We start from the raw sequence: 22,477 nt of genomic DNA, 5'->3' as shown, positions 1-22,477 counted from the left end.
CGCTACCCCTTTGCGGGCGGGCAGCGCGTGCAGGTTGCGGGATATTGTGTCGTCTTGCCGTTGCGGGTGAGGGTCCACGCGGCGGTTGCGTGACCGGCGTCGCGCGTGCCGGCGGCACCGCCCGGCAACGCCAGAATGCGCCCGCCCTGCTCGACGAAGCGGCATGCCCCCTGGAATCGGCCGTAAAGCGCGATCTCGCCCCGCGTCGCGCGGATCGTGACTCCGTCCAGCAGCATCTGATCATAATTGGCGTTCGCGCCGCCCGCGGCCGCAGCCTGGCGAATCTCCCCGCCGATGATCCGCACGCCCTTCACGCCGTCGGGGATGATGAACCCGCTCGGACTGTACGGTGTCGTGCCTCTCGGCGCTTCGGCGGGATCGTTGGTGAGCAGGCAATGGTCGAACAGCTCTCCCTGCGGTCCGCCCTGCAAATTCGTCACGGCGCCGACAAGCACGGTCCGCACGAACCGGACGTCCTTCGCGCCCGAGCTGTAATAGGACCAGGTGGTCGTGCCCACCAGCCGGCACTCCGTGAGCGTGATGTCGCTGACTTTGCCGCCCCCGTGGAGCAGCGCTGGGCCGGCATTGTCGGTCATTTCACAGCGTAGGAACCGCGTGCCACGAACCAGCTTGCCGCCTTCGGCCTCCAGATCGACGCCCGCGCCCGGCGGGCTGACGACGGCGGTATTGCGGCGCGTCCGGCGGAACTTGGTGTCTTCGAAATAATGCCCGATGCCGCCGACGATGCTCATCGCCTGCCTGCCGTTTTCATAGAAGTCGCACCCGGTGGTGCCCGATCCCGACGCCGGAGTCTGCGGCGTGCCGGGATCGTCGACCATGATGCCGTCGAGGGGATGCTGGAAGGCGCGGACGTTGACGACCCGCCAGCGGCCGCTGTTGTTGCGAAAGACGAGCCCGCACCCGGGGAGCTGGGTTCCGGCGTCGCCCCAGCCGCCGCCCAGCCGGGCGCGGCCGATATTGCCATCCAGCGTCAGATTCTCGATCAGAACCGTCCCCGAACATCCCTCCACATCGATCATCGCGCGATAGGCGGCCGCCGCCTCCGGTCCGTAGAACGGCAATTTGTTGCGCGTCGGCCGACCATCGCGCCCGAAGGTCCCGAAGCGATAGCCGGGCATCGCACGCAGCGTGGCGCCGTTCCCTTGCAGCACGACTGCGCCGCGACAGCCGCGGAGTTTGAGGACGTCGACGGGCAAGAAGGTATAGCCGCTCGGCTTGGGGTCATCGGGCTGGCTCTGGCCGCCGACGACATAGACTGCGCCCTTGCGCAACGCGATGCTGCCGCCCCCGGCCGCATTGATCGCTGCGGACAGCGCGCCGAACGCCGCCGTGTCGTTGGTCTGGCCATCGCCTTTCGCGCCGAACTGCTCGGGTGTCAGCTGGGATCCGGTTTCAGGCGAGCTGGCCAGGAGTTCCCGGACGCCGACCAGCGCCGCAGCGGCGCCGACGGCAAGTCCGCCCGCAAGCACCTGTCGGCGAACCGGCGACGATCGTCCCGCTGATACTCGCCGCCTGCCGTCAACCATCGTCACACGCTCCCGTGTCAGAGCGTCCAGCGCCTGACGTTCGTTCCAAAGTCCCGGCCGGCATAGAGGTTCTTGAGGTCGGCGAGGAGCCCGCCGGTATCGACCAGCGACGCGACGTCGGCATCGGCCAGCGCGCGATAGGCATCATGCGCGACCGCGACGACGACGAGATCGTAGCGCGCCGACAGCGCGGCGTCGTCGAGCGCCAGACCATATTCGTGGTTCGCATCGCCCGCGTCGGCCAGCGGATCGTGAACCGCCACGTCGTAGCCGAAGTGCCGAAGCCGGGCGATCACATCGACGACGCGGCTGTTGCGCAGATCGGGGACGTTCTCCTTGAAGGTCAGGCCCATCACCAACGCCCTGCCCGCCTTGCCGTCACGGCGCGCGTGGAGTTCGTCGGCGATCCACTCGCCCATGCCGTCGTTGGTCGAGCGGCCGGCGAGGATCACGCGGGGCTCGTGCCCAAGCTCCTGCGCGCGGTGGCTCAGATAATAGGGATCGACGCCGATACAGTGGCCACCGACCAGGCCCGGCTGGAACGGCAGGAAGTTCCACTTGGTCCCGGCCGCAGCCAGGACATCCCAGATCGAAATGTCCATCTTCGCGAAGATCTGGGTGATCTCGTTCATGAACGCGATGTTGATGTCGCGCTGGGCGTTCTCGATCACCTTCGCGGCCTCTGCCGTCTTGATCGAAGTGGCGATGTGGATGCCGCCGCTCGTGACCGCGCCATAGATCTGGGCAAGCTGCTCGGTGATCGCGGGATTCTCCCCGGCGACGACCTTGGTGATCCGATCGACGGTGTGTTCGCGGTCGCCGGGATTGATGCGCTCGGGCGAATAGCCGAGGAAGAAATGCCGTCCGCGCTGCAGCCCGGACACTTCCTCGATCAATGGCCCGCAAATCGATTCGGTGACGCCGGGATAGACAGTGGATTCGTAGACCACGACCGCCGGCCGTTCGGCGTCGATCAAACCGCCCACCATCCGGCTCGCGCCGACGATGGGCCGCAGATCGGGCTGGTTCTTGTCATCGACCGGCGTCGGCACGGTGACGATGTAATAGTCGGCGCCACGGCAATCGTTCGCGTCGCTGGTAAATGCGATTACCGCCCCGCGGAGCACGTCTTCGGTGACTTCGTCGGTCCGGTCGATATGCGACTTGAGTTCGTCGATGCGCTGGCCGTTGATATCCAGGCCGGTAACACGAAAGCGGCGCGCCAGCGCCAGCGCCAGCGGCAAACCGACATATCCCAGCCCCACCACTACGATATGCGCGTCGTCACGAATTGTCATGCAAGCCTCACTCGCCCTCCCGGCTGGAGCCGAGCGCAAAAGGAGACCGGGGCCCGAAAGTCAAGGCTAACCCCGGCGAAGGAAGGAAACCGCTGCGTTCGCGATGGCCGTCAGCTGCAACGAGATGCAGCACCGCGCGCCATGGAGGCCGCCATCACTTCGAGCCGAACCCATTGAGAATGACGCCGATTGTCCGGAACGCGATCAGTGTGTCGAGCCAGGCGGAGAAGTGTTTGATGTAGTAGAAGTCATAGTGAAGCTTGAGATGTGCTTCGTGCAGTTCAGCGACATGCCCCTGATTGACCTGCGCCCAGCCGGTGATGCCGGGGCGGACGATGTGGCGATAGCTGTAAAACGGCAGCTCGCTTTCATACCATTGCGACAGCGGGATCGCCTCCGGCCGCGGGCCGATCAGGCTCATCTCGCCGCGCAGGACGTTGAACAGCTGCGGCAGCTCGTCCATCCGCGAACGCCGCAGGAAACGACCCAGCCGGGTGATGCGGTGATCCTCCGCCATCGTGATCGCATCGTTACGCGCCTCGTCGCCGTCATGCGCGATCTCGCGATGCGTCATCGTGCGGAACTTGTAGACGTGGAACGGCCGCGCACGATGGCCCATCCGCACTTGGCGGAAGAGCACCGGGCCTGGCGAGTCGAACCGGATCAGCACCGCGACCAGCAGCATCGGCAGCGCCACCAGCGGCAGTGCCAGCAACGTGAACAGGATGTCGCTGCCCCGCTTGATCTTGCGATAGGCCAGGTTGGGCAACAGCGATCCGAAGCTGTTTTCCGACAGATGCTCGATCTCTACCCTGCCGGTCAGCGATTCGCGCAGCTGCTTGGTGTGATAGACCGGACGGCCGGCGATCGCTGCTTCGGCGAGCATCCGCTCCCATTCGGGGTCGAGATCGCAGCGCAGGTCGGCCACGATCGCGCCGTGCCGATCCCCCTCGGGCAGCGTCGGTTCACTGAGGACGATCCACTCATAGGCGGGCGCGTCCTCGACGATCTGGGTCTGCCCGAACGGCACCACATAGAAATGGTGCCGGCCGAAGCGCTGCGTGAGCTGCGTGGCGATGAACGAGAAGATGATGGTCGCGACATAGCCGGCGCTCAACATCGCGCCGCTGTATGACAGGCGCAGTCCGAGCAGCACTACCACCGCGATGCCGTAGGTCACCGAAAAGGCAGGAATGATATAGGCGAAATCGTTGGTGCCCGGATAGGACGTCACCTTCCGGAAGATGAGCAGCGCAGTCACCGCAGAGAGAAGCGACGCGATTTCGCTGTTCCACAGGATGCTGAGCCGGTTGGGCAACTGGCCCTGAACGACCAGCGCGACGCAAAGCGGGATCACCGCGGACGCGATCAGGATGCCGAGGCCCTGGAAGGTCAGCGACGTGACGAAACGTCGGGTTACTGGAGAAGATCTTTCCCGCGGCAGGGACATGGAAACCATGGCCTCAGCGCTTCCGCACGGCCGGGCCGGCACTGGCTGCGCCACCCGCGCTCGGCAAAACGATATGTAGCATGGCCACTCCCCACCGGCATGGCATCCTGCACATGCCTGCGCTCCGGCGAGCGCGTCTCTAGGCCGCGTCTTAGATCAAGTCCAACGCACGAACCATGGTTTCTGTGTAATCGAGAGGCGCCGGCACCGCGGCGACTCGCGCCGTTACGAACTGCGCAGAAGAGCGGGTGGCCGGACCTTCCTGGGACCAGCGCGCATCTTACTGCCCCGGCATGCCCTGCGGCGGCGGGCCGCCCGCGCCCGGAGGTGGACCACCGGCACCACCGCCCTGCTGTTGCTGCATCATCTGCTGCATCATCATCTGCTGCACGACGGCGGCGGGAAGGATGCGCTCGGGGCTGACGGTGAAGACGAGCATCGCGTCGGCGGGCACGCGCTCCGGATCGGGGCTCTGCATGCCCGGAGCGCCATAAGCGAGGTTTGCCGGGATCCACAGGCGGTACTTGCCGCCCTTCTGCATCAGCTTCAGGCCTTCGAGAAAGCCGGGAATCGCGCTGCCCTGCTGGATCGGGAACGGCACCGGGCGCTCGCTCTTGTCGAACACGCGGCCGTCGCGGAAGCGCCCCTCGTAATTGGCGACGACGTAATCGCCCTCGCCCGCGGTCGCGCCTTCGCCGGCCTCGAGCACCTGGTATTGCAGACCCGACGCCGTGGTCTTTACCCCGGCGCGGCCCTGGTTCCAGGCGAGATACTGCGTGTCGGTGCCCTTGGCGGCGACCTGCTCGCGCGTGCCAAGCCAGGCGAGGCCGGCGGCCAGCGCAATCGCCAGCAACACGCCGATCCACAGCCACACCTTATAGGCGCGCTTGACGGGCTGGAGCGGAACGGCGGTCACGGACATCTGTCAGGCTCCAGCAGGCACGCGGAAAGTCACACCAAGGTCACACTAAGCGCGCCCAGGCGCGCCTCGCAAAGACCTTACCGTGCGCTGTCGCGCTCGACGCGCTTGCGCTCAAGCTTGCGCGCGCGGCGGACGGCAGCGGCACGCTCGCGGGCGCGCTTCTCGCTGGGCTTCTCGTAGTGACGACGAAGCTTCATCTCGCGATACACGCCCTCACGCTGCAGCTTCTTCTTGAGCGCCCGCAGCGCCTGGTCGACATTGTTGTCGCGAACGATGATTTGCATAAGGCCGTACAGCTCCGATCTCGATACAATAGAATAGGGTTCGCCGGAGCATAGGCTACGGCGTTATCGGGGCCACCTATCAGCGGGAATCCGATTTTTCAAGGTCCGAAGCGGCATCCGGACGAGAATCCGGGACCGGCACCCCAAGCCGCTGTGGCAATCCGGCAACAGCGCGGCCACATTACACCACATTGCAGGCCTGCAACGCAGCCGATAGGTTCGCATGCCATTTGGCCGGGATGCAGCTAGCTTACGCCTTGGACCTGGAAACCCGCCTGCTCATCGTCGACGACGATCCCGGAATCCGCGAGCTCACCGCGGGGTTCCTCTCGCAGCACGGCTATGTCGTCGATACCGCCGCCGGCGGCGCGGAGATGCGCGAGGCGATGGCCGCGCACGATTATGCGCTGGTCGTGCTCGATCTGATGATGCCGGGCGAGGACGGGCTGACCATCCTGCGATCGATGGACCGCGAATCGGGACCCGCGGTGATCCTCCATTCGGTGATCGGCGAGGATGTCGACCGGATCGTCGGACTCGAGATGGGTGCTGACGATTATGTCGCCAAGCCCGCCAATCCGCGCGAATTGCTGGCGCGGATCCGTTCGGTGCTCCGGCGCAGCGGCGGCGGGGAGAAGGCCGCGGCCAAGGCACCCGAGCGCCAGTTCCTGCGCTTCGCCGGCTGGCGGCTCGATCCGGTGGCGCGGCAGCTCTATGATCCCGACAACGTCATCATCAATCTGTCCGACGGCGAGTTCCGCCTGCTGCTCGCGCTGGTCGAGCGGCCCCGCCGCGTGATGACGCGCGACATGCTGCTCGATCTTTCGCGCGGGCCGATGTCCGAGCATTTCGACCGCGCGATCGACGTCCAGATGAGCCGGCTGCGCAAGAAGCTCGCCCGGGCGGGGCGCGAAGAGCTGATCCGCACGATCCGCAACGAAGGCTATATGTTCGTGGCCGAAGTGACGAGCAAGTGAGGCGGGGGACGTGAGGCGCGCCCGGTCGATCGTCGTCCCCATCGTGCTGCTGGTGATCGCCGCGGCGCTGATCGCGACCACGGTGCAGTTCACGTCGATGTTCAGCGGCCCGCCGCCCTGGTTCCGGCCAACACCGATCGCGCGCGTCGCGGAAGCGCTCCGCACCGGTCAAGTGCCCGACAACAGCCGCGGCATCGAAGTCACTCGCACCAGCGAGGACCGGTTCGGGCGAAGCGAGGAACAGCCCTCCCCGGATCGCGACGCCGCGATCGCCAGACTGATCCCCGCGCCGGGCGCCCGGGTGCTGGGCCTCTACGAATTCCCTCCGCACGATCCCGACAGCGACATTCGCGGGAGCTTCACGGTGGGGCTGCAGGACGGCGACGGCTGGATCCTGGTTTCGACGTCCCCGCCGCCCACCTTCACCAGCTGGCATTTGCGGCGGCTGGCCGGGATGCTGGTCACGCTGGCGATATTGTCGGTGCTTGCCTGGCTGGTCGCCGGTCGGATCTCGCGGCCGATCAGGAAGCTGGCCGATGCGGCGACGCGGGCACGGCTCGGCGCGCGGCCGGCAATCCCGCATGGTGGCCCGCGCGAAGTGCGCGAGCTCGCCGAGGCGGTCGAGGCGATGCAGGACCGCATCCTCCAGCAGGCCGAAGGGCGCACCGCGATGCTGGCGGCGATCGCGCACGACCTCGGCACGCCGCTGTCGCGGATCGCCTTCTGGGTAGAACAACTGCCCGAGGAAGCGCGCAACCGCGCCGCGGCCGATATCGACGAAATGCGCGCGATGCTGGGCGCGGTGCTGCGCTTCACTCGCGACGACCGCAGCCGCGCGCCGCACGAACGGCTCGATCTGGGCAGCCTGATCGAAAGCCTGGGCGATGATCTCGCCGCGGCGGGGACGCCGGTCGAAGTCGATCTTGGCCCGCGGGTAGTGGTCGAGGGCGATCCGGTGGCGCTGCGCCGGTTGTTCACCAATCTGGTCGAGAATGCCGTGCGCTATGGTGACCAGGCGCGGCTATGCTGGTCACAGAGCGCGGGCTGGGCCGAAGTGCTGGTCGAGGACGAAGGGCCGGGCTTCCCGGCAGGCCGCGCCGAGGCCTTGTTCGCGCCGTTCGTGCGCGGCGAGGCCTCCCGCAACCGGGCGACCGGGGGGACCGGACTGGGCCTCGCGATCGTGCGATCGATCGCCGAGGCGCATGGCGGCGAAGTGCGACTGGAAAATCGCGAGGCCGGGGGCGGACGCGTGCGGGTCAGGCTGCCGGCGGAATAACTCCAATGCCTCCCCGGGCGAGGGAGGAATTGAGATGCACTGAAACATTTGGCGATCCGCCGAAATCGCACCGTGCGGTGACCGCTGCATTCCTGCAATCGACCAAGCGGGAGCGCATCATTGCAGCACGACCTTCACGATCATGACCTCGGCCTTGCCCACGACCTGCAGGTCATCAATGCGCTGGCCAGCCGCCGCCGGGCGCTGCGCTGGTTCGCCGGCGCGGGCGCAGGCGCATTGCTGACTGCCTGCGACGGCAGCGGATCGAGTTCCGGGGCGATTGTCTCGCCGACGCCTACGCCTTCGCCGGGCGCCACTGCGACGCCGACGCCGGGTGCGACCGCCACGCCCATACCGACCACGGGCTGCGTCGCCGATCCCAGCGAGACCAACGGCCCCTACCCCGCCGACGGCACCAACAGCTCGACCGGGCTCACGTCGAACGCGCTGACCGCCGCCAATGTCGTGCGCAGCGATTTGCGGTCCAGCTTCATCGGCAGCTCGACTGCGGTTGCGGGCGGCGTGCAGGTGACGCTCACGCTGACCGTGGTGAACGTCAATGCGAGCTGCGCGCCGCTGGCGGGCTATGCGGTGTATCTGTGGCACTGCGACCGCGACGGCAAATACTCGCTCTACGACTTGCCCAACGAAAGCTACCTCCGCGGCGTGGGGGTGACCGACGCCAACGGCCAGGTAAGCTTCACCACCATCTTCCCCGGCTGCTATGCCGGGCGCTGGCCGCACATCCATTTCGAAGTTTTTTCGAGCCTGAGCAATGCGACGAGCGGCCGCTATGCGGCGCTGGTGTCGCAGCTGGCGATGCCCGCGGCGGCGTGCGCCGAGGTCTATAACAGCGCCAGCGGCTACAGCAGCAGCGTACGCAATTATGCGGGCGTGTCGCTGAGCGGCGACAATGTGTTCGGCGACAATTCGAGCGCGCAGGTGGCGCAGCAGACCCCGGCGATGAGCGGCAGCGCCGCGGCGGGGTATAGCGCCACCGCGGTAATCGGCTTGGCGCGGTAGGCGGCCGCCTTCGCGGAGCACCGGGAACAAGGTTCAAGATCTCCACGGGGTGGAGCGGCTGGCAGCCCCGCGCCGGCCGAGGTGTCCCCGCCTGCCGAAGTGGGTTTTCCCTCTGTACCACTTTCCGGCAGGCGGGGCGCCGCTATAGTGCGCCGCGATGGCATCCCCCGCACCTGCCCGCCCGCACCGGCTTCGTTCGATCCTCGGGGGGTCGGCGGGCAATCTCGTCGAATGGTATGACTGGTACGCCTATTCGGCGTTCACGCTCTATTTCGCACCACACTTCTTCCCCAAGGGAGACCAGACTGCGCAGTTGCTGAACGCCGCCGCAGTGTTCGCGGTCGGCTTCCTGATGCGGCCGATCGGCGGCTGGCTGATGGGAGTCTATGGCGATCGCCATGGGCGCAAGGCCGGGCTGACGCTTTCGGTGACGCTGATGTGCGCAGGCTCGCTGATCATTGCGGTGACGCCGGGGTACGAGACGATCGGCGCGGCGGCGCCGGTACTGCTGGTGGTCGCGCGGTTGCTCCAGGGGCTGTCGGTCGGCGGCGAATATGGCGCGAGCGCGACCTATCTGTCCGAAATGGCAGGGAAGAAGCATCGCGGCTTCTTCTCCAGCTTCCAGTACGTCACGCTGATCTCGGGGCAGCTGGTGGCGCTGCTCGTGCTGCTGGTGCTGCAGGCGACGCTGAGCGAAGCCGATCTCGATGCCTGGGGCTGGCGGATCCCGTTTGCGATCGGCGGCGCGCTGGCGGTGGTGGTGTTCTGGCTGCGGCGCCGGCTGGCCGAGACCGAGAGCTTCGAGAACGCCAAGGCATCGGGCGGACGCAGCGGCTTCTGGGCGCTGGTCACGCAGCATCCGCGCGAGGCGGCAGTGGTGATGCTGCTGACCGCAGGGGGCACGCTCGCCTTCTACGCCTATTCGATCTACCTCCAGAAATTCCTGGTCAACACCTCGGGCTTCGACCGCGCGACTGCGTCGCAGATCAATGCAGCGGCACTGTTCGGCTTCATGCTGATCCAGCCGCTGGCGGGCGCGCTGTCCGACCGGATCGGGCGCAAGCCGCTGATGGTGGGATTTGGGGTGCTCGGGGTGCTGCTCACCTGGCCGATCTTCACCACGCTGGAGAGCGTGCGCAGTCCGTTTGCGGCGTTCCTGCTCATGCTCGGCGCGCTGGTGATCGTCACCGGCTATACCTCGATCAACGCCGTGGTGAAGGCCGAGCTGTTTCCCGCACACATCCGCACGCTGGGGGTGGCGCTGCCCTATGCGCTGGCCAATGCGCTGTTCGGCGGCACCGCCGAATATATCGCCTTGTGGTTCAAGGATGCCGGCTGGGAACGCGGCTTCTACTGGTACGTCACCGGAATGATCGGGATTTCACTGATAACCTATCTCAAGATGCGCGATACTGCGAAGCATTCGCGCATTCTCGAGGATTAGAGTCGCACTCAATTGGTTCGATCGGCTGCGGCTCTCGATGGCCATTTTTCCGGTGGCTTGGAGTCGTCCGGCTGCCGCCTACAAACGCTCGAAATGTAGGATTTCGCCTGCTGGGATCGACGCGGGGCATTGGCCCTTAGCTCTTTGACAGCGTCGATCCCGGCCGGAACGTAAAACGCGCGTTGGGCTCAGTCTTTGCGATTTTCCGCATCGTCTCGCCGCCGCTGGAACATGCGCGACAGTGTGACCTTTGGTGTCGCAACAAGCGCGCCATCCTAGCCCTCGCCTCGGCCAGCCAGCGCTTCCAATCGAGCCTGGCCTAGGCGAGAATTCCGCCGCCGCCGCGCGTCGCAAGCACCCGGCCGATCGAATCGAACAGCGCATCCATCGCTACTGGCTTGAACAGCACATCGTCGGCGCCGAGTCCGATGCACCGCTCGCGCAGGTCGATCGCGGTGTCGGCGGTGACGACAATGATCGGCAGCTCGGCTTTTTCGTCACCGCGCGCGCGAATTCGGCGGATCGTCTCGAAACCATCGGTGCCGGGCATGCGCAGATCGACGAGCACGACGTCGAAACTCTCGGCGTCAATCTTGGCGAGCCCCTCCTCCGCCCATGCCGCTTCGGCCATGGTCGCCCCGGCCACGTCGAGCATGTCCTTCACGACCCGACGGTTCATCGGATCGTCCTCGATGAAGAGGATGTTCATGGGGCGCCGCCGCACAGGACGGAGTGGAGGTTTGCGACCATTATTATCATATATAGTGTGCTATCGCGCTAAGCCGCCTGGGACACAAGACGGTCGCTGCCCGCCGCAGTCAAATTTTCTTCCGCACCCGGAACGATCGCCGCAATCAGCGCGGTGCCAGAGACCGGCTTTTCGACGATGCTGTCGATGCCCGTCGCCAGAAGCTGCGCTCGAATTTCAGAATCAGGCTTCATCCACAGGACCGCGCTGGTGCCCGATGCAATGGCCGCGGCGAGTGTCCTTAATGTTTCCATCGGGTCGCCCTCCCCTGCCTTGAGCGTCGCTTCGTCGACCAGCAGATGCGTTGCGCAGGTCTCCGCGAGCAATAGATGCGCCTCCTCGGCGCTGGCGGCGAAGCGCAGCGACGCGAGCCGCGGCTCGAGCAGCGTGCGGAGCATCGAGCGCGCGATCGGGTTGCGATCCAGGATCACCATCGCCGCGCCGCTGTTGACGATGCCGGACGATGCCTCGGTTGGCGCTTCGGCCAGGACCAGCGGCAGATCGACGATGAACGCAGTGCCCTGACCTTCGACGCTCTCGACGATGATCTCGCCGCCCAGTGCGCGGGCGAGGTTGCGGCAGATGGTGAGGCCGAGGCCGGTGCCGCCGAATTTGCGCGTGGTGCCCGCATCGACCTGGCGGAAGGATTCGAAGACCTCTTCGAACTTCTCAGGCGGAATGCCGATGCCGGTGTCGCTGACGATTAGCCGCAAACGGCGGGTATCGCCTTCGCCTTCGGCCACTGCACGCAGCGTGACCCCGCCGCGCTCGGTGAACTTGATCGCGTTGGACAGCAGGTTGAACACGATCTGGCGAAGCCGGCCCGCGTCGCTGACGATCCAGCCGGGCGCGTGGCTGAGTTCGAGGCGGAAGCTCAGCCCCTTGCTGCGCGCCTGCTCGTCCCACAGCCGCGTGACTTCGCGCAGCGTCGCGGTGAAATCCATCGGCGACGCATCGACGGTAAGGTTGCCCGTCTCCATCTTGGCGACGTCGAGAATGTCGTCGACGAGGCTGCGCATTGTCACGCCGGCGCCATGGACGATCCCGATGCGATCGCGCATCTCCGCAGCGAGCTTGGGGTCGGCCAGCATCACCTGGGTCATGCCGAGGATGCCGTTGAGCGGCGTCCGGATCTCGTGGCTGGTGGTGGCGAGGAATTCGGTCTTGGCCTTCAGCGCCTTTTCGAGCGCGACGTTGGTGTCGGCGAGGACGACATTGGTCGCGCGGACCTGGTTGCGGCTGCGGCGCAGTGTGATCAGCCCGAAGCTCAGCAGCGCGATGATGACGAGGGTCGCGCCGACGATGCCGAAGAACAAGGTGCGCTGGAACGCGGCGGTGCGGCGCGCCTCCTCGACCTTGAGCGTCTGGATACGGGTCTGCTGCTCGGCATAGTTGAAACGGGCCGCCATCAGCGCGGCGCCGGTGGACGTGGCGACCTTGAAGGTGTCTTCGTCGAGACGCTTCATTGCTTCGAGATGCTTGAGCGCCAGGCGCGTCGCGCCGGCATCGCGCAAAATCTCATACGCATAGAAGTGGGAAACCCGGAAATCGCCGGTGGTCTCCGACAGATTCAGGTCAGCGAAACACTCTTCGATCAGGCGCACCGCCTTGGCCTTGTCGCCGCGATCGGCCGCCAGCCGCGCTGCGGTGGCGAGCAGATGGCGCCTGAGGAGATCGGCGTCGGCATCCTCGACCAGCTTGAACCCGCGTGCGAGCGTTCGATCCGCCGCATCGAAACGCTTCAGATCGACTTGGTTGCGCGCAAGGTTGACGAGAATGCGCGCTTCCAGCAGCGGCTTGTCGAGTTGCCGGGCGATCGATAGCGCGGCCTCGTATTCCCGCTCGGCTTCGGCGCTTCCCCCAAGCCTCGCCAGAACGTTGCCGCGACTATTATGCAGCGAGAGAGATAGCGCCGGATCACCATCATATATCTCGGCGGCTTGCCGATAATATTGCTGGGCGCGATTGTCGTCGTTCGCGACGCTGTAGAGCGCGCCGATGTTCTGAAGCGCGATGGCCTGGCTGCGAGGCTCCTTCACCGCCCCGAAAATCCGGAACGCTTCCTGATAATTCTGCAGCGCCTTCACTGCGTCATTGTCCTGCATGTGCAGCGCGCCTTGCGACATCAGCAAGTCGCCGCGCAGCTTGATCGGCTCGGCTATTGCGCCGACCAGACGCAGACCTTCGTCGAGGAGTGGCTTGGCGCGTTCCGGCGCGCTGTTTCGCAGATGCGCCTCTGCGCCGAGCCAGCGGGCAGTGGCGAGCGCCAGCGCGCGCTGGCGCGAGTCCGAGACGCGGCGGGCGAGCGCATCGATCAGGGCGACATGGCGCAGCGTCTGCGCCTGATCGGCCATCATGCTGCTCTTGGCCGCGTCGATCTGCGCCTGGAGCGGTTTGGGAAAGTCCGCCTCGCCGGCTAGCGCGGGGTTGCTGACCACCAATGCGAGGGCCAGACTCAGCCGGCGCAGCGGCGCGCGCCTCACGCGCGCTTCCAGAAGCTTTCGGGCCGGATAAACGACTGCACATTAGCCGAGTTTGCGAGATGCGCTTCGTCGGCGAGATATTTGCGGAACGCATCGAAGCCGAGCGGTCGCGAAAGCAGGAAGCCCTGCACCATATCGCAGCCCATCACACTGAGCAGTGCGAGCGCCGATGGCGTCTCGACGCCTTCGGCAGTGACTTCCATTTCGAGCGCATGGGCAAGATCGATCGTCGAGCGGACGATCAGCGGATCGCGATTGCTGCTGGTCAGCTGCATCACGAACATCTTGTCGATCTTGAGCTCGTTTGCGGGCAACCGCTTGAGATAGGCGAGCGAGGAGAGCCCCGCGCCGTAATCATCGATCGCGAGCTTGACGCCGATATCGGCGAAGGTCTGAAGATGCCGGATGGCGCTGTCGGGATCGCGTATGACTGCGGTCTCGGTGATCTCGAAGCCCAGCTTGGCGCCGCTGACCGCGACGATCGCGCAAGCCTCCCGCACAAAATCGGCATCGGCCAACAGCATGCCGGAAATGTTGAGGAACAAGGTCAGATCATGGCCCTCGGCGGCGAGTTGCCGCTGGTCCGCGATCACCTGACGCAGCGTCCACATCGTCAGCGCGCCGATCTCGCCTGCTTCCTCGGCGACCGAGATGAAGTCGCCGGGCAGGATGAGGCCACGCTGCGGATGCTGCCAGCGGACCAGCGCCTCGGCGCTGGCGATCTCCTGCCGACGGACATGGACCTTGGGCTGATATTGCAGGAACATCTCGCCATTGGCGATCGCGCGGGGAAGCTCGCGCATCAGCGTCAGGCGATCGAAGGCGAGGTCCTCGCGCGAGAGATCGACCATTACGAGCTTCTTCTCGATGCGCGCCTGATCGAGCGCGGATTCCGCCGCCTCGGTCAGCCGGACATCGTCGCAATCCTCGTTGGGCGCTGCGGCGACGCCGAACTGCATCTGGAGCTGGTACGGCTCGCCATCGAGGTCGAAGGGACGGGCAAGTGCCTTGCGCAGCCGCTCGATATCCGCGGCGGCAGCCTCGGGCGCTTCGCGCTCGAAGCCGATCTCGATCAGCGCGCGGCCGGCGGTGAGGATCCGGACGTCGGGAAGCAGCTCGGCGATTCGCGCTGCGACGTCGAGAACCAGCGCGTCGGCACGCGGCCGGCCGAGGTGACGGCGCAGCGTGGCGAAGTTCAAAATCTCACATTGGGACAGGATGCGCCAATAGCCGGTTCGCGCGCGCACCGACTTTTCGCTGGGAGACCAAGGCTGGGACATTCGTCCCGCTTTGGCGGCCGTGACCTCGTCGGGGTCGCGCACGCAGACGTCGGCCATCGCCTGCGAACACGCTTTCGCAGCAATTCCATTGGTTTCCACGGGGACCGCGACCGCATGCGATGCGGCATCCCCCCTGGGCACCGAAGGCTCAGACCCTGCCGACATAGCCCCTGTCCTAGGGCTCGACCTTTGAAGGAACGGTTAAGCCGGCGTGTCCGCGATACCGTTGTCAGCCACGCGGCCTCCGGAGAAATCCTGATTGCGAAATCGTTAATCTCCCCTTAACCACTTGGACCGCGCAGCATTGCGCGCCGATGGGAGATCAATGATGTTCGCGTTTGACCTTCTTTTCCGCGAAAAGGGCACCGGCGAAGAAATTCGTCCGTTCTGACCTGATCGTCACTTCCGGGCCGGCGGTGAGGCTCCTTCATCTGTGAAGGCGCGCTGACCGGCCCGGACGACTATTGCGAAGCGGCTGGCGATCCAGCCGCTTTTTTTGTGCCCGAAACCCGGCGAACGATGTTGACGCTGCGCCTACACTTGCCCTGCGCCGCCGGTCCGGTAAGGGCCGGTGATCTTCACTCCCAAGGGGATTTACGTTGCGCATCGCGATGATCGGCACAGGCTATGTGGGCCTGGTTTCCGGCGCCTGCTTCTCGGACTTCGGCCATGACGTCGTCTGCGTCGACAAGGATGCACGCAAGATCGAGTTGCTCCACCAGAATGTAATGCCGATCTACGAGCCCGGCCTTGCCGAGCTGGTCGCATCGAACGTCAAGGCGGGCCGGCTGACATTCACCACCGACCTGGCTGAAGGCATCAAGGATGCCGATGCGGTGTTCATCGCCGTCGGCACGCCCAGCCGGCGCGGCGACGGGCATGCCGACCTCTCCTATGTCTATGCCGCCGCGCGCGAGATCGGTGAGAACCTCAACCGGCCCAGCGTGATCGTCACCAAGTCGACCGTGCCGGTGGGCACCGGTGACGAAGTCGAGCGGATCATCGCCGAAGTAGCACCTGGCAGCGGCGCCAAGGTGGTCTCGAACCCCGAATTCCTGCGCGAGGGTGCGGCGATCGAGGACTTCAAGCGCCCCGACCGCGTCGTTGTCGGCACCGACGACGAAGACGCACGTCAGGTGATGCGCGACATCTACCGCCCGCTGTCGCTCAACCAGAGCGCGCCGTTGCTGTTCACGGGGCGCCGCACCTCCGAGTTGATCAAATACGCTGCGAACGCGTTCCTGGCGGTCAAGATCACCTTTATCAACGAGATCGCTGATCTGTGCGAGACCGTCGGCGCTGACGTTCAGGAAGTGTCGCGCGGGATAGGCATGGACAACCGCATCGGTGGCAAGTTCCTCCACGCTGGCCCGGGCTATGGCGGCTCTTGCTTCCCCAAGGATACGCTGGCGCTGCTCAAGACCGCGGCGGACAACGAGACGCCGCTCCGCATCGTCGAGGCGACGGTGCAGGTCAACGACGCCCGCAAGCGGGCGATGGGCCGGAAAGTCATTAAGGCAATGGGCGGCGACGCGTACGGCAAGACCATCGCGGTGCTCGGCTTGACCTTCAAGCCCAACACCGACGACATGCGCGACGCGCCGAGCCTGTCGGTGATCGCGGCGCTGCAGGACGCCGGCGCCAGCGTACGCGCCTATGATCCCGAAGGCGTCGAACAGGCGCGGCCGATGCTGCCCGGAGTCGAGTTCTGCCCAAGCCCCTATGCTGCGGCGGAGGGCGCCGACGCGCTGGTGATCGTCACCGAATGGGACGAGTTCAGGGCGCTGGATCTGAAACGCATCGCGAGCATGCTGAAAGAGCCGCTGCTGGTCGACCTGCGCAACATCTATCCGCCGGCGGAAGCCGAACGCGCCGGGCTCAGGCTTGTGGGCGTGGGCAAGCCCAGCCCCGACTGACGCTCAGGCGACCTTGCCCAGCCGTTCGCCGGCATAGGACGAGGCGCGGATCGGCTCCCACCACCAGCGATTGGCGAGATACCAGTCGATGGTGTGCGCGAGTCCGCTCTCGAAGGTCTCGCGCGATCGCCAGCCGAGCGCGGTCTCGGTCTTCGATGGATCGATCGCATAGCGGCGATCATGGCCGGGGCGATCGGCGACGAATTCGACCAGCGACCGCCGCGGTGCGCCGCCCGACAGCGGCGCGCGCATGTCGAGCAGGTCGCAGATCGTCTCCACGACATTGAGGTTGGTGCGCTCGGCACGGCCGCCGATCAGATAGGTCTCGGCGACCTTGCCGCGGGTGAGGATCGCTTCGAGCGCTTCGGCATGGTCTTCGACGAACAGCCAGTCGCGGACATTGGCGCCGCGGCCATAGACCGGCAGCCTGCGGCCCTCGAGCGCGTTGAGGATGGTCAACGGGATCAGCTTCTCGGGGAAGTGATAGGGCCCGTAATTGTTCGAACAGTTCGACAGCACGACCGGCAGGCCATAGGTCTCGTGCCAGGCGCGGACGAAATGGTCCGAGGCGGCCTTGGAGGCCGAATAGGGCGAGGACGGCGCGTAGGGCGTGGCCTCGGTGAACACGCCGCTATCGAAGGGCAGGTCGCCGAACACTTCGTCGGTCGAGACGTGGTGGAAGCGGAAGGACTCGCGCGCACGCGCCGGCAGCGTGCGCCAATGTGCGAGCGCCGCGTCGAGCAGGCGGACGGTGCCGAGCACATTGGTCTCGACGAACGCCGCGGGGGAATCGATCGAGCGATCGACATGGCTCTCCGCGGCCAAGTGCATGATGCCCTGGAGCTGCTCGTCGCGGAGCAGGCGCAGCACGGTCTCGGTGTCGGCGATGTCGGCGTGGACGAAGCGAAAATTGGGTGCGGCCTCGACGTCGCGCAGCGACTCGCGGTTGCCGGCATAGGTCAGCTTGTCGAGGCAGACGACATGCCAACCCTGCGCGACCAGCCGGCGGCACACCGCCGAGCCGATGAACCCGGCGCCGCCGGTGACGAGGACGCGGCGGATCATGCGGCGTCCTGCACGCAGCGGCGGAGGTAATCGGCATAACCGGTCTTGCCCATCTGCGTGGCGCGGGTGAGCATCGCGTCGGCATCGAGATAGCCGAGATCGAAGGCGATCTCCTCGGGGCAGGCGATCTTGATGCCCTGACGATGCTCGATCGTGCGGACGAAGGCGCCCGCTTCGTGCAGGCTGTCATGCGTGCCGGTATCAAGCCAGGCATAGCCGCGGCCAAGACGGTTCACGGTCAAGTCGCCGCGATCGAGATAGGCGCGGATCACGTCGGTGATCTCGAGTTCGCCGCGTGGAGAAGGCTCCAGCGTGCGCGCGATCGCCGTAACGTCACGGTCGAAGAAATAGAGGCCGGTGACTGCCCAGCGCGAGGCGGGGTTGGCGGGCTTTTCGACGATGCTGGCGGCGCGGCCGCTATCGGGATCGAAGGCGACTACGCCGTAGCGCTCGGGATCCTCGACCTGATAGGCGAACACTGTCGCACCGCCAGCCGCTGCCGCAGTCGCAGCCATATGGCCCTTGGCGCCGAGTGCATCGCCATGGAAGATATTGTCGCCCAGGATCAGCGCGGCGGGGCCGCCGGCCAGGAACTCCTCGCCGATCAGGAAGGCCTGGGCCAGCCCCTGCGGCTCGGGCTGGACGGCATATTCGAGGTTGATCCCGAACGCGGCGCCGGTGCCGAGCAGCGCCTGGAACATCGGCAAATCGCGCGGCGTCGAGATGATGAGGATGTCGCGGATGCCGGCAAGCATCAGCACCGAGAGCGGATAATAGATCATCGGCTTGTCGAATATCGGGAGCAGCTGCTTTGAGATCGACAAGGTCGCCGGATAGAGCCGCGTGCCCGATCCGCCGGCGAGGATGATGCCCTTCACGCCGTGCGGCTCGGGCCTGCGGTCGCCGCTGCGGCGGAAATGGCCTGACAATTTTTCTTCTCCGCTCCGAATTAGGAACGCCTCGCAATCGAGGCTCCCTCCCCCCTAGATCGAAGCTGTCAAATAGCGGCAGAAGGTTCACGAAGCTTTAGCCGCGCCAAAGTGCCATCGGGATTCGACTTGTCTTTGCCATCTCTCACGCATCTCCAGCGCCTTGAGGCCGAGAGCATCCACATCCTGCGCGAAGTCGTCGCGGAGGCCGAACGGCCGGTGATGCTCTATTCGATCGGCAAGGACAGCGCGGTGATGCTGCATCTTGCCAAGAAGGCTTTCTATCCCGCGCCGCCGCCCTTTCCGCTGCTCCATGTCGATACGACGTGGAAGTTCCAGGCGATGTACGACTTGCGCGACAAGGCCGCCAAGGCCGCGGGGATGGAATTGCTCGTCCACAAGAACCCCGACGCGGAGCGCCAAGGGATCAATCCGTTCGATCATGGCAGCTTGCACACCGATCTCTGGAAGACCGAAGGACTCAAGCAAGCACTTGATTTATATGGATTCGACGCGGCGTTCGGGGGGGCGCGGCGCGACGAGGAGAAGAGCCGGGCGAAGGAGCGCGTGTTCAGTTTCCGTACCGCCTCGCACCGCTGGGACCCCAAAAACCAGCGGCCTGAATTGTGGCATCTCTACAATGCGCGCAAGGCCAAGGGCGAGAGCATGCGGGTGTTCCCGATCTCCAACTGGACCGAGCTCGACATCTGGCAATATATCCGCGCCGAAGACATTGAAATCGTTCCGCTTTATTTCGCGGCGCCGCGCCCGACGGTGGAGCGCGACGGGATGCTGCTGATGGTCGATGACGACCGCTTCCGGCTGAAGCCCGGCGAAGTGCCGGTCGAAAGATCGGTGCGATTCCGGACACTTGGCTGCTATCCCTTAACCGGCGCGGTCGAAAGCGAGGCAGCGACGCTGGAAGAAGTCATCCAGGAAATGCTGCTCACCACCACGTCAGAACGCCAGGGCCGCGCGATAGATCACGACCAAGCGGCGAGCATGGAGAAGAAGAAACAGGAGGGCTATTTCTGATGACCTCCTATCGCCCCGACGCCCTGATCGCGTCCGATATCTCAACTTATTTGACGCTCCACGAAAACAAATCGCTACTACGCTTCATCACTTGTGGAAGCGTGGACGATGGAAAGTCCACGCTGATCGGACGATTGCTCTACGATTCGAAGCAGATATTCGAGGATCAGCTCTCTGCTCTCGAATCCGACAGCAAGCGCGTCGGAACGCAGGGGCAGGAGATCGATTTCGCGCTGCTCGTCGATGGACTTGCCGCCGAGCGCGAACAGGGCATCACTATTGATGTAGCCTATCGCTTTTTCGCGACCGAAAAACGCAAGTTCATCGTCGCCGACACGCCTGGGCATGAGCAATATACCCGCAACATGGTCACTGGCGCATCGACGGCTGATCTTGCGGTAATTCTGATCGATGCGCGCAAAGGGGTGCTTACCCAGACGCGGCGGCATTCGTATCTGGTCCACTTGCTGGGGATCAAGCACATCGTGCTTGCGGTGAACAAGATGGATCTGGTGGGTTATGACCAGGGCATCTATGAATCCATCATCGCCGACTATCGCGCCTTCGCGAAATCGATTGGAATTCAGTCGCTTACGCCGATCCCGATCTCGGGATTCAAGGGCGACAACATAGCGGCGGTTTCCAACAACATGGCCTGGTATGACGGGCCGGCACTGCTGCCCCTCATGGAACAAGTAGACGTCGAAGTTGACACCGACCGGGCCAAGCCATTCCGGCTTCCCGTCCAATGGGTCAACAGGCCGAACCTCGATTTTCGCGGCTTCGCCGGATTGATCGCGAGCGGCACGGTCAAACCCGGTGACGAAGTGCGAATCCTGCCCTCGGGGCGGACGACGACCGTGGCGCGGATCGTCGCGATGGGGGGCGACCGCGACGCGGCCGGCGCGGGCGAGTCGATCACGCTGACGCTGGCCGACGAAGTCGACTGCTCGCGCGGCGACGTGATCGCCGCGGCCGATGCGCCGCCGCAGGTCGCCGACCAGTTCAAGGCGACGATCGTGTGGATGGACCAGGCCGACCTGCTGCCCGGCCGCGCATACTGGCTCAAGCTGGGCACCCAGACCGTCAGCGTCACCGTACGCGAACCCGAGCATGCGATCGACATCAACACGCTCGCGCACGTCTCGGCACGGACGCTCAAGCTCAACGACATCGGCGTCGCCGAGATCGCGGCGGACCGCGGGATCGTGTTCGAGCCCTATGCCGAGAGCCATGATCTCGGCGGGTTCATCCTGATCGACAAGGCATCGAACGCCACCGTCGCCGCGGGCATGCTGCACCATGCGCTGCGCCGCGCGCAGAACGTTCATTGGCAGGCGATGGAGATCACGCGCGAGGCGCACGCCGCGCAGAAGGGCCAGCGCGCGCGGCTGCTGTGGTTCACCGGGCTATCGGGATCTGGCAAGTCGACCATCGCCAACCTGGTCGAGAAGAAGCTGCACGCGATGGGCAAGCACAGCTTCCTGCTGGACGGCGACAATATCCGCCACGGGCTCAACCGCGACCTGGGCTTCAGCGATGCCGACAGAGTCGAGAATATCCGCCGCGTCGGCGAAGTCGCCAAGCTGATGACCGATGCGGGGCTGATCGTGCTGACCGCGTTCATCTCGCCCTTCCGCGCCGAGCGGGAGATGGTCCGCGCGATGCTGCCCGAGGGCGATTTCTTCGAGATCTTCATCGACACGCCGATCGCGGAGGCCGAGCGGCGCGACCCCAAGGGGCTCTACAAAAAGGCGCGCGCGGGCGAGATCGCCAACTTCACCGGGATTTCGAGCCCGTACGAAGCGCCCGAAGGCCCCGAGATCCGCGTCGATACGACCCGCGAGACCCCCGAGGAGGCAGCCGAACGGATCGTAGAGACGATCATGGGCACCTGGAGCCCGGTGATTTGACCGACGCCGAACTCGCGCGCGACATCGCCGCCGAGGCGGGGGCGCTGCTGCTGCGTATCCAGGCGGAGTGCGCCGGGGGCGATCGCGGCGACCGCGAGGCCAATGCGATGATCCTCGCCTGGCTGGAAACCGCGCGGCCCGACGATGCGATCCTTTCCGAAGAGAGCGCCGACGATCTGGCACGGCTGACACGCAGCCGGGTGTGGATCGTCGATCCGCTCGACGGGACCCGCGAATTCGCCGAGCGGCGCGACGACTGGGCGGTGCATGTCGCGCTGGCTGTGGACGGGCGTGCGGAAGTCGGCGCGGTCGCGCTGCCGAAGCTGGGGCTGACCTTGTCGAGCGACGCCCCTCCCGCCTTGCGCGATCCGCAGTATCCGCCGCGGATGCTGGTGAGCCGGACGCGCGCGAGCGCCTTGTGCACCGATGTCGCGGGGCGGATCGGCGCCGTCTCAGTCGGCATGGGCTCGGCGGGCGCCAAGGCAATGGCGGTAGTGCGCGGCGAGGCTGAGATCTACCTCCACACCGGCGGGCAGCACCAATGGGACAATTGCGCGCCGGTCGCGGTGGCGCTGGCGGCAGGGCTGCATGCGTCGCGGATCGACGGGTCGCCGATCGTGTACAACCAGCGCGAGACGAGCATTCCGGATCTGCTGATCTGCCGGAAGGAATGGGCGGATGTCGTGCTGGATGCAGTTAAGGGATGTGGGGGCTAGAGCTCTCCAACTCCGTTCGTTTCGAGCATAGTCGAGAGATGGCTGGTTCCTGAACTATGTTTCTCGACTTCGCTCGAAACGAACGGAGGAGACGTGCCCTCCTAACTTCGTCACCCCGGCCTTGTGCCGGGGTCCACTGTGCGGCTTGCGAGACCCCATCGCCTCTAGCTT

At 65.4% G+C, this 22,477-nt stretch carries 18 protein-coding genes; 8 read left to right on the top strand and 10 right to left on the bottom strand.

Translation table 11 applies throughout. The features are described from left to right. Nucleotides 1–2: 2 nt before the first annotated feature. From BXU08_RS19210 to rpsU, 5 genes are all read right to left on the bottom strand, one after another. Nucleotides 3–1,547 (bottom strand): hypothetical protein, encoded by a 1,545-nt coding sequence (locus tag BXU08_RS19210; protein WP_150125586.1) that lies wholly within the window; start codon nt 1,545–1,547, stop codon nt 3–5. A 17-nt stretch (nt 1,548–1,564) separates the two neighbouring features. Continuing rightward, nucleotides 1,565–2,845 (bottom strand): nucleotide sugar dehydrogenase, encoded by a 1,281-nt coding sequence (locus tag BXU08_RS19205; RefSeq protein ID WP_077511749.1) that lies wholly within the window; start codon nt 2,843–2,845, stop codon nt 1,565–1,567. A 154-nt stretch (nt 2,846–2,999) separates the two neighbouring features. Continuing rightward, the gene (locus BXU08_RS19200) at nt 3,000–4,304 is read right to left on the bottom strand and encodes a sugar transferase (RefSeq protein WP_150125585.1); all 1,305 of its coding nucleotides are present in this window, start codon (nt 4,302–4,304) and stop codon (nt 3,000–3,002) included. Between the two features lie 271 nt (nt 4,305–4,575). Then, nucleotides 4,576–5,217 carry an FKBP-type peptidyl-prolyl cis-trans isomerase gene (locus BXU08_RS19195; RefSeq protein ID WP_077511745.1) on the bottom strand — a complete coding sequence of 214 codons (642 nt, stop codon included), beginning with the start codon at nt 5,215–5,217 and terminating at the stop codon, nt 4,576–4,578. A gap of 77 nt (nt 5,218–5,294) precedes the next feature. Then, nucleotides 5,295–5,501, bottom strand: a complete 207-nt coding sequence (rpsU, locus tag BXU08_RS19190; RefSeq protein ID WP_019368605.1) for a 30S ribosomal protein S21 — start codon at nt 5,499–5,501, stop codon at nt 5,295–5,297. Between the two features lie 239 nt (nt 5,502–5,740). Between rpsU and BXU08_RS19185 the strand changes: the two genes are divergently transcribed. From BXU08_RS19185 to BXU08_RS19170, 4 genes are all read left to right on the top strand, one after another. Next, nucleotides 5,741–6,478 (top strand): response regulator, encoded by a 738-nt coding sequence (locus tag BXU08_RS19185; RefSeq protein WP_077512657.1) that lies wholly within the window; start codon nt 5,741–5,743, stop codon nt 6,476–6,478. 10 nt (nt 6,479–6,488) lie between these two features. After that, entirely contained in the window at nt 6,489–7,754 is a 1,266-nt protein-coding gene (locus BXU08_RS19180) for an ATP-binding protein (protein WP_253190447.1), read from the top strand. A 120-nt stretch (nt 7,755–7,874) separates the two neighbouring features. Continuing rightward, complete coding sequence (locus tag BXU08_RS19175; protein ID WP_077511743.1) at nt 7,875–8,777, top strand: intradiol ring-cleavage dioxygenase; 903 nt, start codon at nt 7,875–7,877, stop codon at nt 8,775–8,777. A 157-nt stretch (nt 8,778–8,934) separates the two neighbouring features. Further along, nucleotides 8,935–10,221 carry an MFS transporter gene (locus BXU08_RS19170; RefSeq protein WP_077511741.1) on the top strand — a complete coding sequence of 429 codons (1,287 nt, stop codon included), beginning with the start codon at nt 8,935–8,937 and terminating at the stop codon, nt 10,219–10,221. A 319-nt stretch (nt 10,222–10,540) separates the two neighbouring features. Here the strand turns inward: BXU08_RS19170 and BXU08_RS19165 are convergent, their stop codons facing one another. The 3 genes from BXU08_RS19165 to BXU08_RS19155 form a co-directional block, all read right to left on the bottom strand. After that, nucleotides 10,541–10,930 carry a response regulator gene (locus BXU08_RS19165; protein ID WP_077511739.1) on the bottom strand — a complete coding sequence of 130 codons (390 nt, stop codon included), beginning with the start codon at nt 10,928–10,930 and terminating at the stop codon, nt 10,541–10,543. 68 nt (nt 10,931–10,998) lie between these two features. Beyond that, a complete protein-coding gene (locus BXU08_RS19160) occupies nt 10,999–13,452 on the bottom strand; it encodes an ATP-binding protein (protein WP_150125584.1) in 2,454 nt (817 codons plus the stop codon). Next, nucleotides 13,449–14,732, bottom strand: a complete 1,284-nt coding sequence (locus BXU08_RS19155) for a bifunctional diguanylate cyclase/phosphodiesterase (protein WP_077512651.1) — start codon at nt 14,730–14,732, stop codon at nt 13,449–13,451. Before BXU08_RS19155 ends, BXU08_RS19160 begins: the two co-directional genes overlap by 4 nt. 599 nt (nt 14,733–15,331) lie before the next feature. On the opposite strand from BXU08_RS19155, the gene BXU08_RS19150 reads away from it, so the two are divergent. Beyond that, on the top strand, nt 15,332–16,648 hold the full coding sequence (locus tag BXU08_RS19150) for a UDP-glucose/GDP-mannose dehydrogenase family protein (protein WP_077511738.1): 1,317 nt from the start codon (nt 15,332–15,334) through the stop codon (nt 16,646–16,648). Nucleotides 16,649–16,651: 3 nt separating this feature from the next. Here BXU08_RS19150 and rfbB read toward each other — a convergent pair whose 3' ends face one another. After that, nucleotides 16,652–17,713, bottom strand: coding sequence for a dTDP-glucose 4,6-dehydratase (gene rfbB / locus BXU08_RS19145; protein ID WP_077511736.1), 1,062 nt, complete (start codon nt 17,711–17,713; stop codon nt 16,652–16,654). Further along, nucleotides 17,710–18,591, bottom strand: coding sequence for a glucose-1-phosphate thymidylyltransferase RfbA (gene rfbA / locus BXU08_RS19140; RefSeq protein ID WP_077512648.1), 882 nt, complete (start codon nt 18,589–18,591; stop codon nt 17,710–17,712). The genes rfbB and rfbA overlap by 4 nt, the downstream gene beginning before the upstream one ends. Nucleotides 18,592–18,777: 186 nt before the next feature. Here rfbA and cysD point away from each other — a divergent pair, with 186 nt between their 5' ends. From cysD to BXU08_RS19125, 3 genes are read left to right on the top strand one after another with little or no spacing between them, the layout of a single operon-like run. Next, entirely contained in the window at nt 18,778–19,677 is a 900-nt protein-coding gene (gene cysD / locus BXU08_RS19135) for a sulfate adenylyltransferase subunit CysD (protein ID WP_216352947.1), read from the top strand. Next, on the top strand, nt 19,677–21,590 hold the full coding sequence (gene cysN, locus BXU08_RS19130; protein WP_077511732.1) for a sulfate adenylyltransferase subunit CysN: 1,914 nt from the start codon (nt 19,677–19,679) through the stop codon (nt 21,588–21,590). The genes cysD and cysN overlap by 1 nt, the downstream gene beginning before the upstream one ends. Then, nucleotides 21,587–22,306 (top strand): 3'(2'),5'-bisphosphate nucleotidase CysQ, encoded by a 720-nt coding sequence (locus BXU08_RS19125; RefSeq protein ID WP_077511730.1) that lies wholly within the window; start codon nt 21,587–21,589, stop codon nt 22,304–22,306. Before cysN ends, BXU08_RS19125 begins: the two co-directional genes overlap by 4 nt. Nucleotides 22,307–22,477 lie beyond the last annotated feature (171 nt).

The organism is Sphingomonas sp. LM7, from assembly GCF_002002925.1.
Lineage (GTDB): Bacteria > Pseudomonadota > Alphaproteobacteria > Sphingomonadales > Sphingomonadaceae > Sphingomonas.
Note: the sequence above shows the minus strand (reverse complement) of the source record. Positions and strands in the feature narration are given on the sequence as shown.

Excerpts from the sequence above, each read along its gene's own strand:
- rfbB (WP_077511736.1), bottom strand. The coding sequence starts at position 17,713 with ATGATCCGCCGCGTCCTCGTCACCGGCGGCGCCGGGTTCATCGGCTCG.
- BXU08_RS19195 (WP_077511745.1), bottom strand. The coding sequence starts at position 5,217 with ATGTCCGTGACCGCCGTTCCGCTCCAGCCCGTCAAGCGCGCCTATAAG.
- BXU08_RS19155 (WP_077512651.1), bottom strand. The coding sequence starts at position 14,732 with ATGTCCCAGCCTTGGTCTCCCAGCGAAAAGTCGGTGCGCGCGCGAACC.
- BXU08_RS19165 (WP_077511739.1), bottom strand. The coding sequence starts at position 10,930 with ATGAACATCCTCTTCATCGAGGACGATCCGATGAACCGTCGGGTCGTG.
- cysN (WP_077511732.1), top strand. The coding sequence starts at position 19,677 with ATGACCTCCTATCGCCCCGACGCCCTGATCGCGTCCGATATCTCAACT.
- BXU08_RS19170 (WP_077511741.1), top strand. The coding sequence starts at position 8,935 with ATGGCATCCCCCGCACCTGCCCGCCCGCACCGGCTTCGTTCGATCCTC.
- BXU08_RS19205 (WP_077511749.1), bottom strand. The coding sequence starts at position 2,845 with ATGACAATTCGTGACGACGCGCATATCGTAGTGGTGGGGCTGGGATAT.
- BXU08_RS19200 (WP_150125585.1), bottom strand. The coding sequence starts at position 4,304 with ATGGTTTCCATGTCCCTGCCGCGGGAAAGATCTTCTCCAGTAACCCGA.
- BXU08_RS19210 (WP_150125586.1), bottom strand. The coding sequence starts at position 1,547 with ATGGTTGACGGCAGGCGGCGAGTATCAGCGGGACGATCGTCGCCGGTT.
- rpsU (WP_019368605.1), bottom strand. The coding sequence starts at position 5,501 with ATGCAAATCATCGTTCGCGACAACAATGTCGACCAGGCGCTGCGGGCG.
- BXU08_RS19185 (WP_077512657.1), top strand. The coding sequence starts at position 5,741 with ATGCAGCTAGCTTACGCCTTGGACCTGGAAACCCGCCTGCTCATCGTC.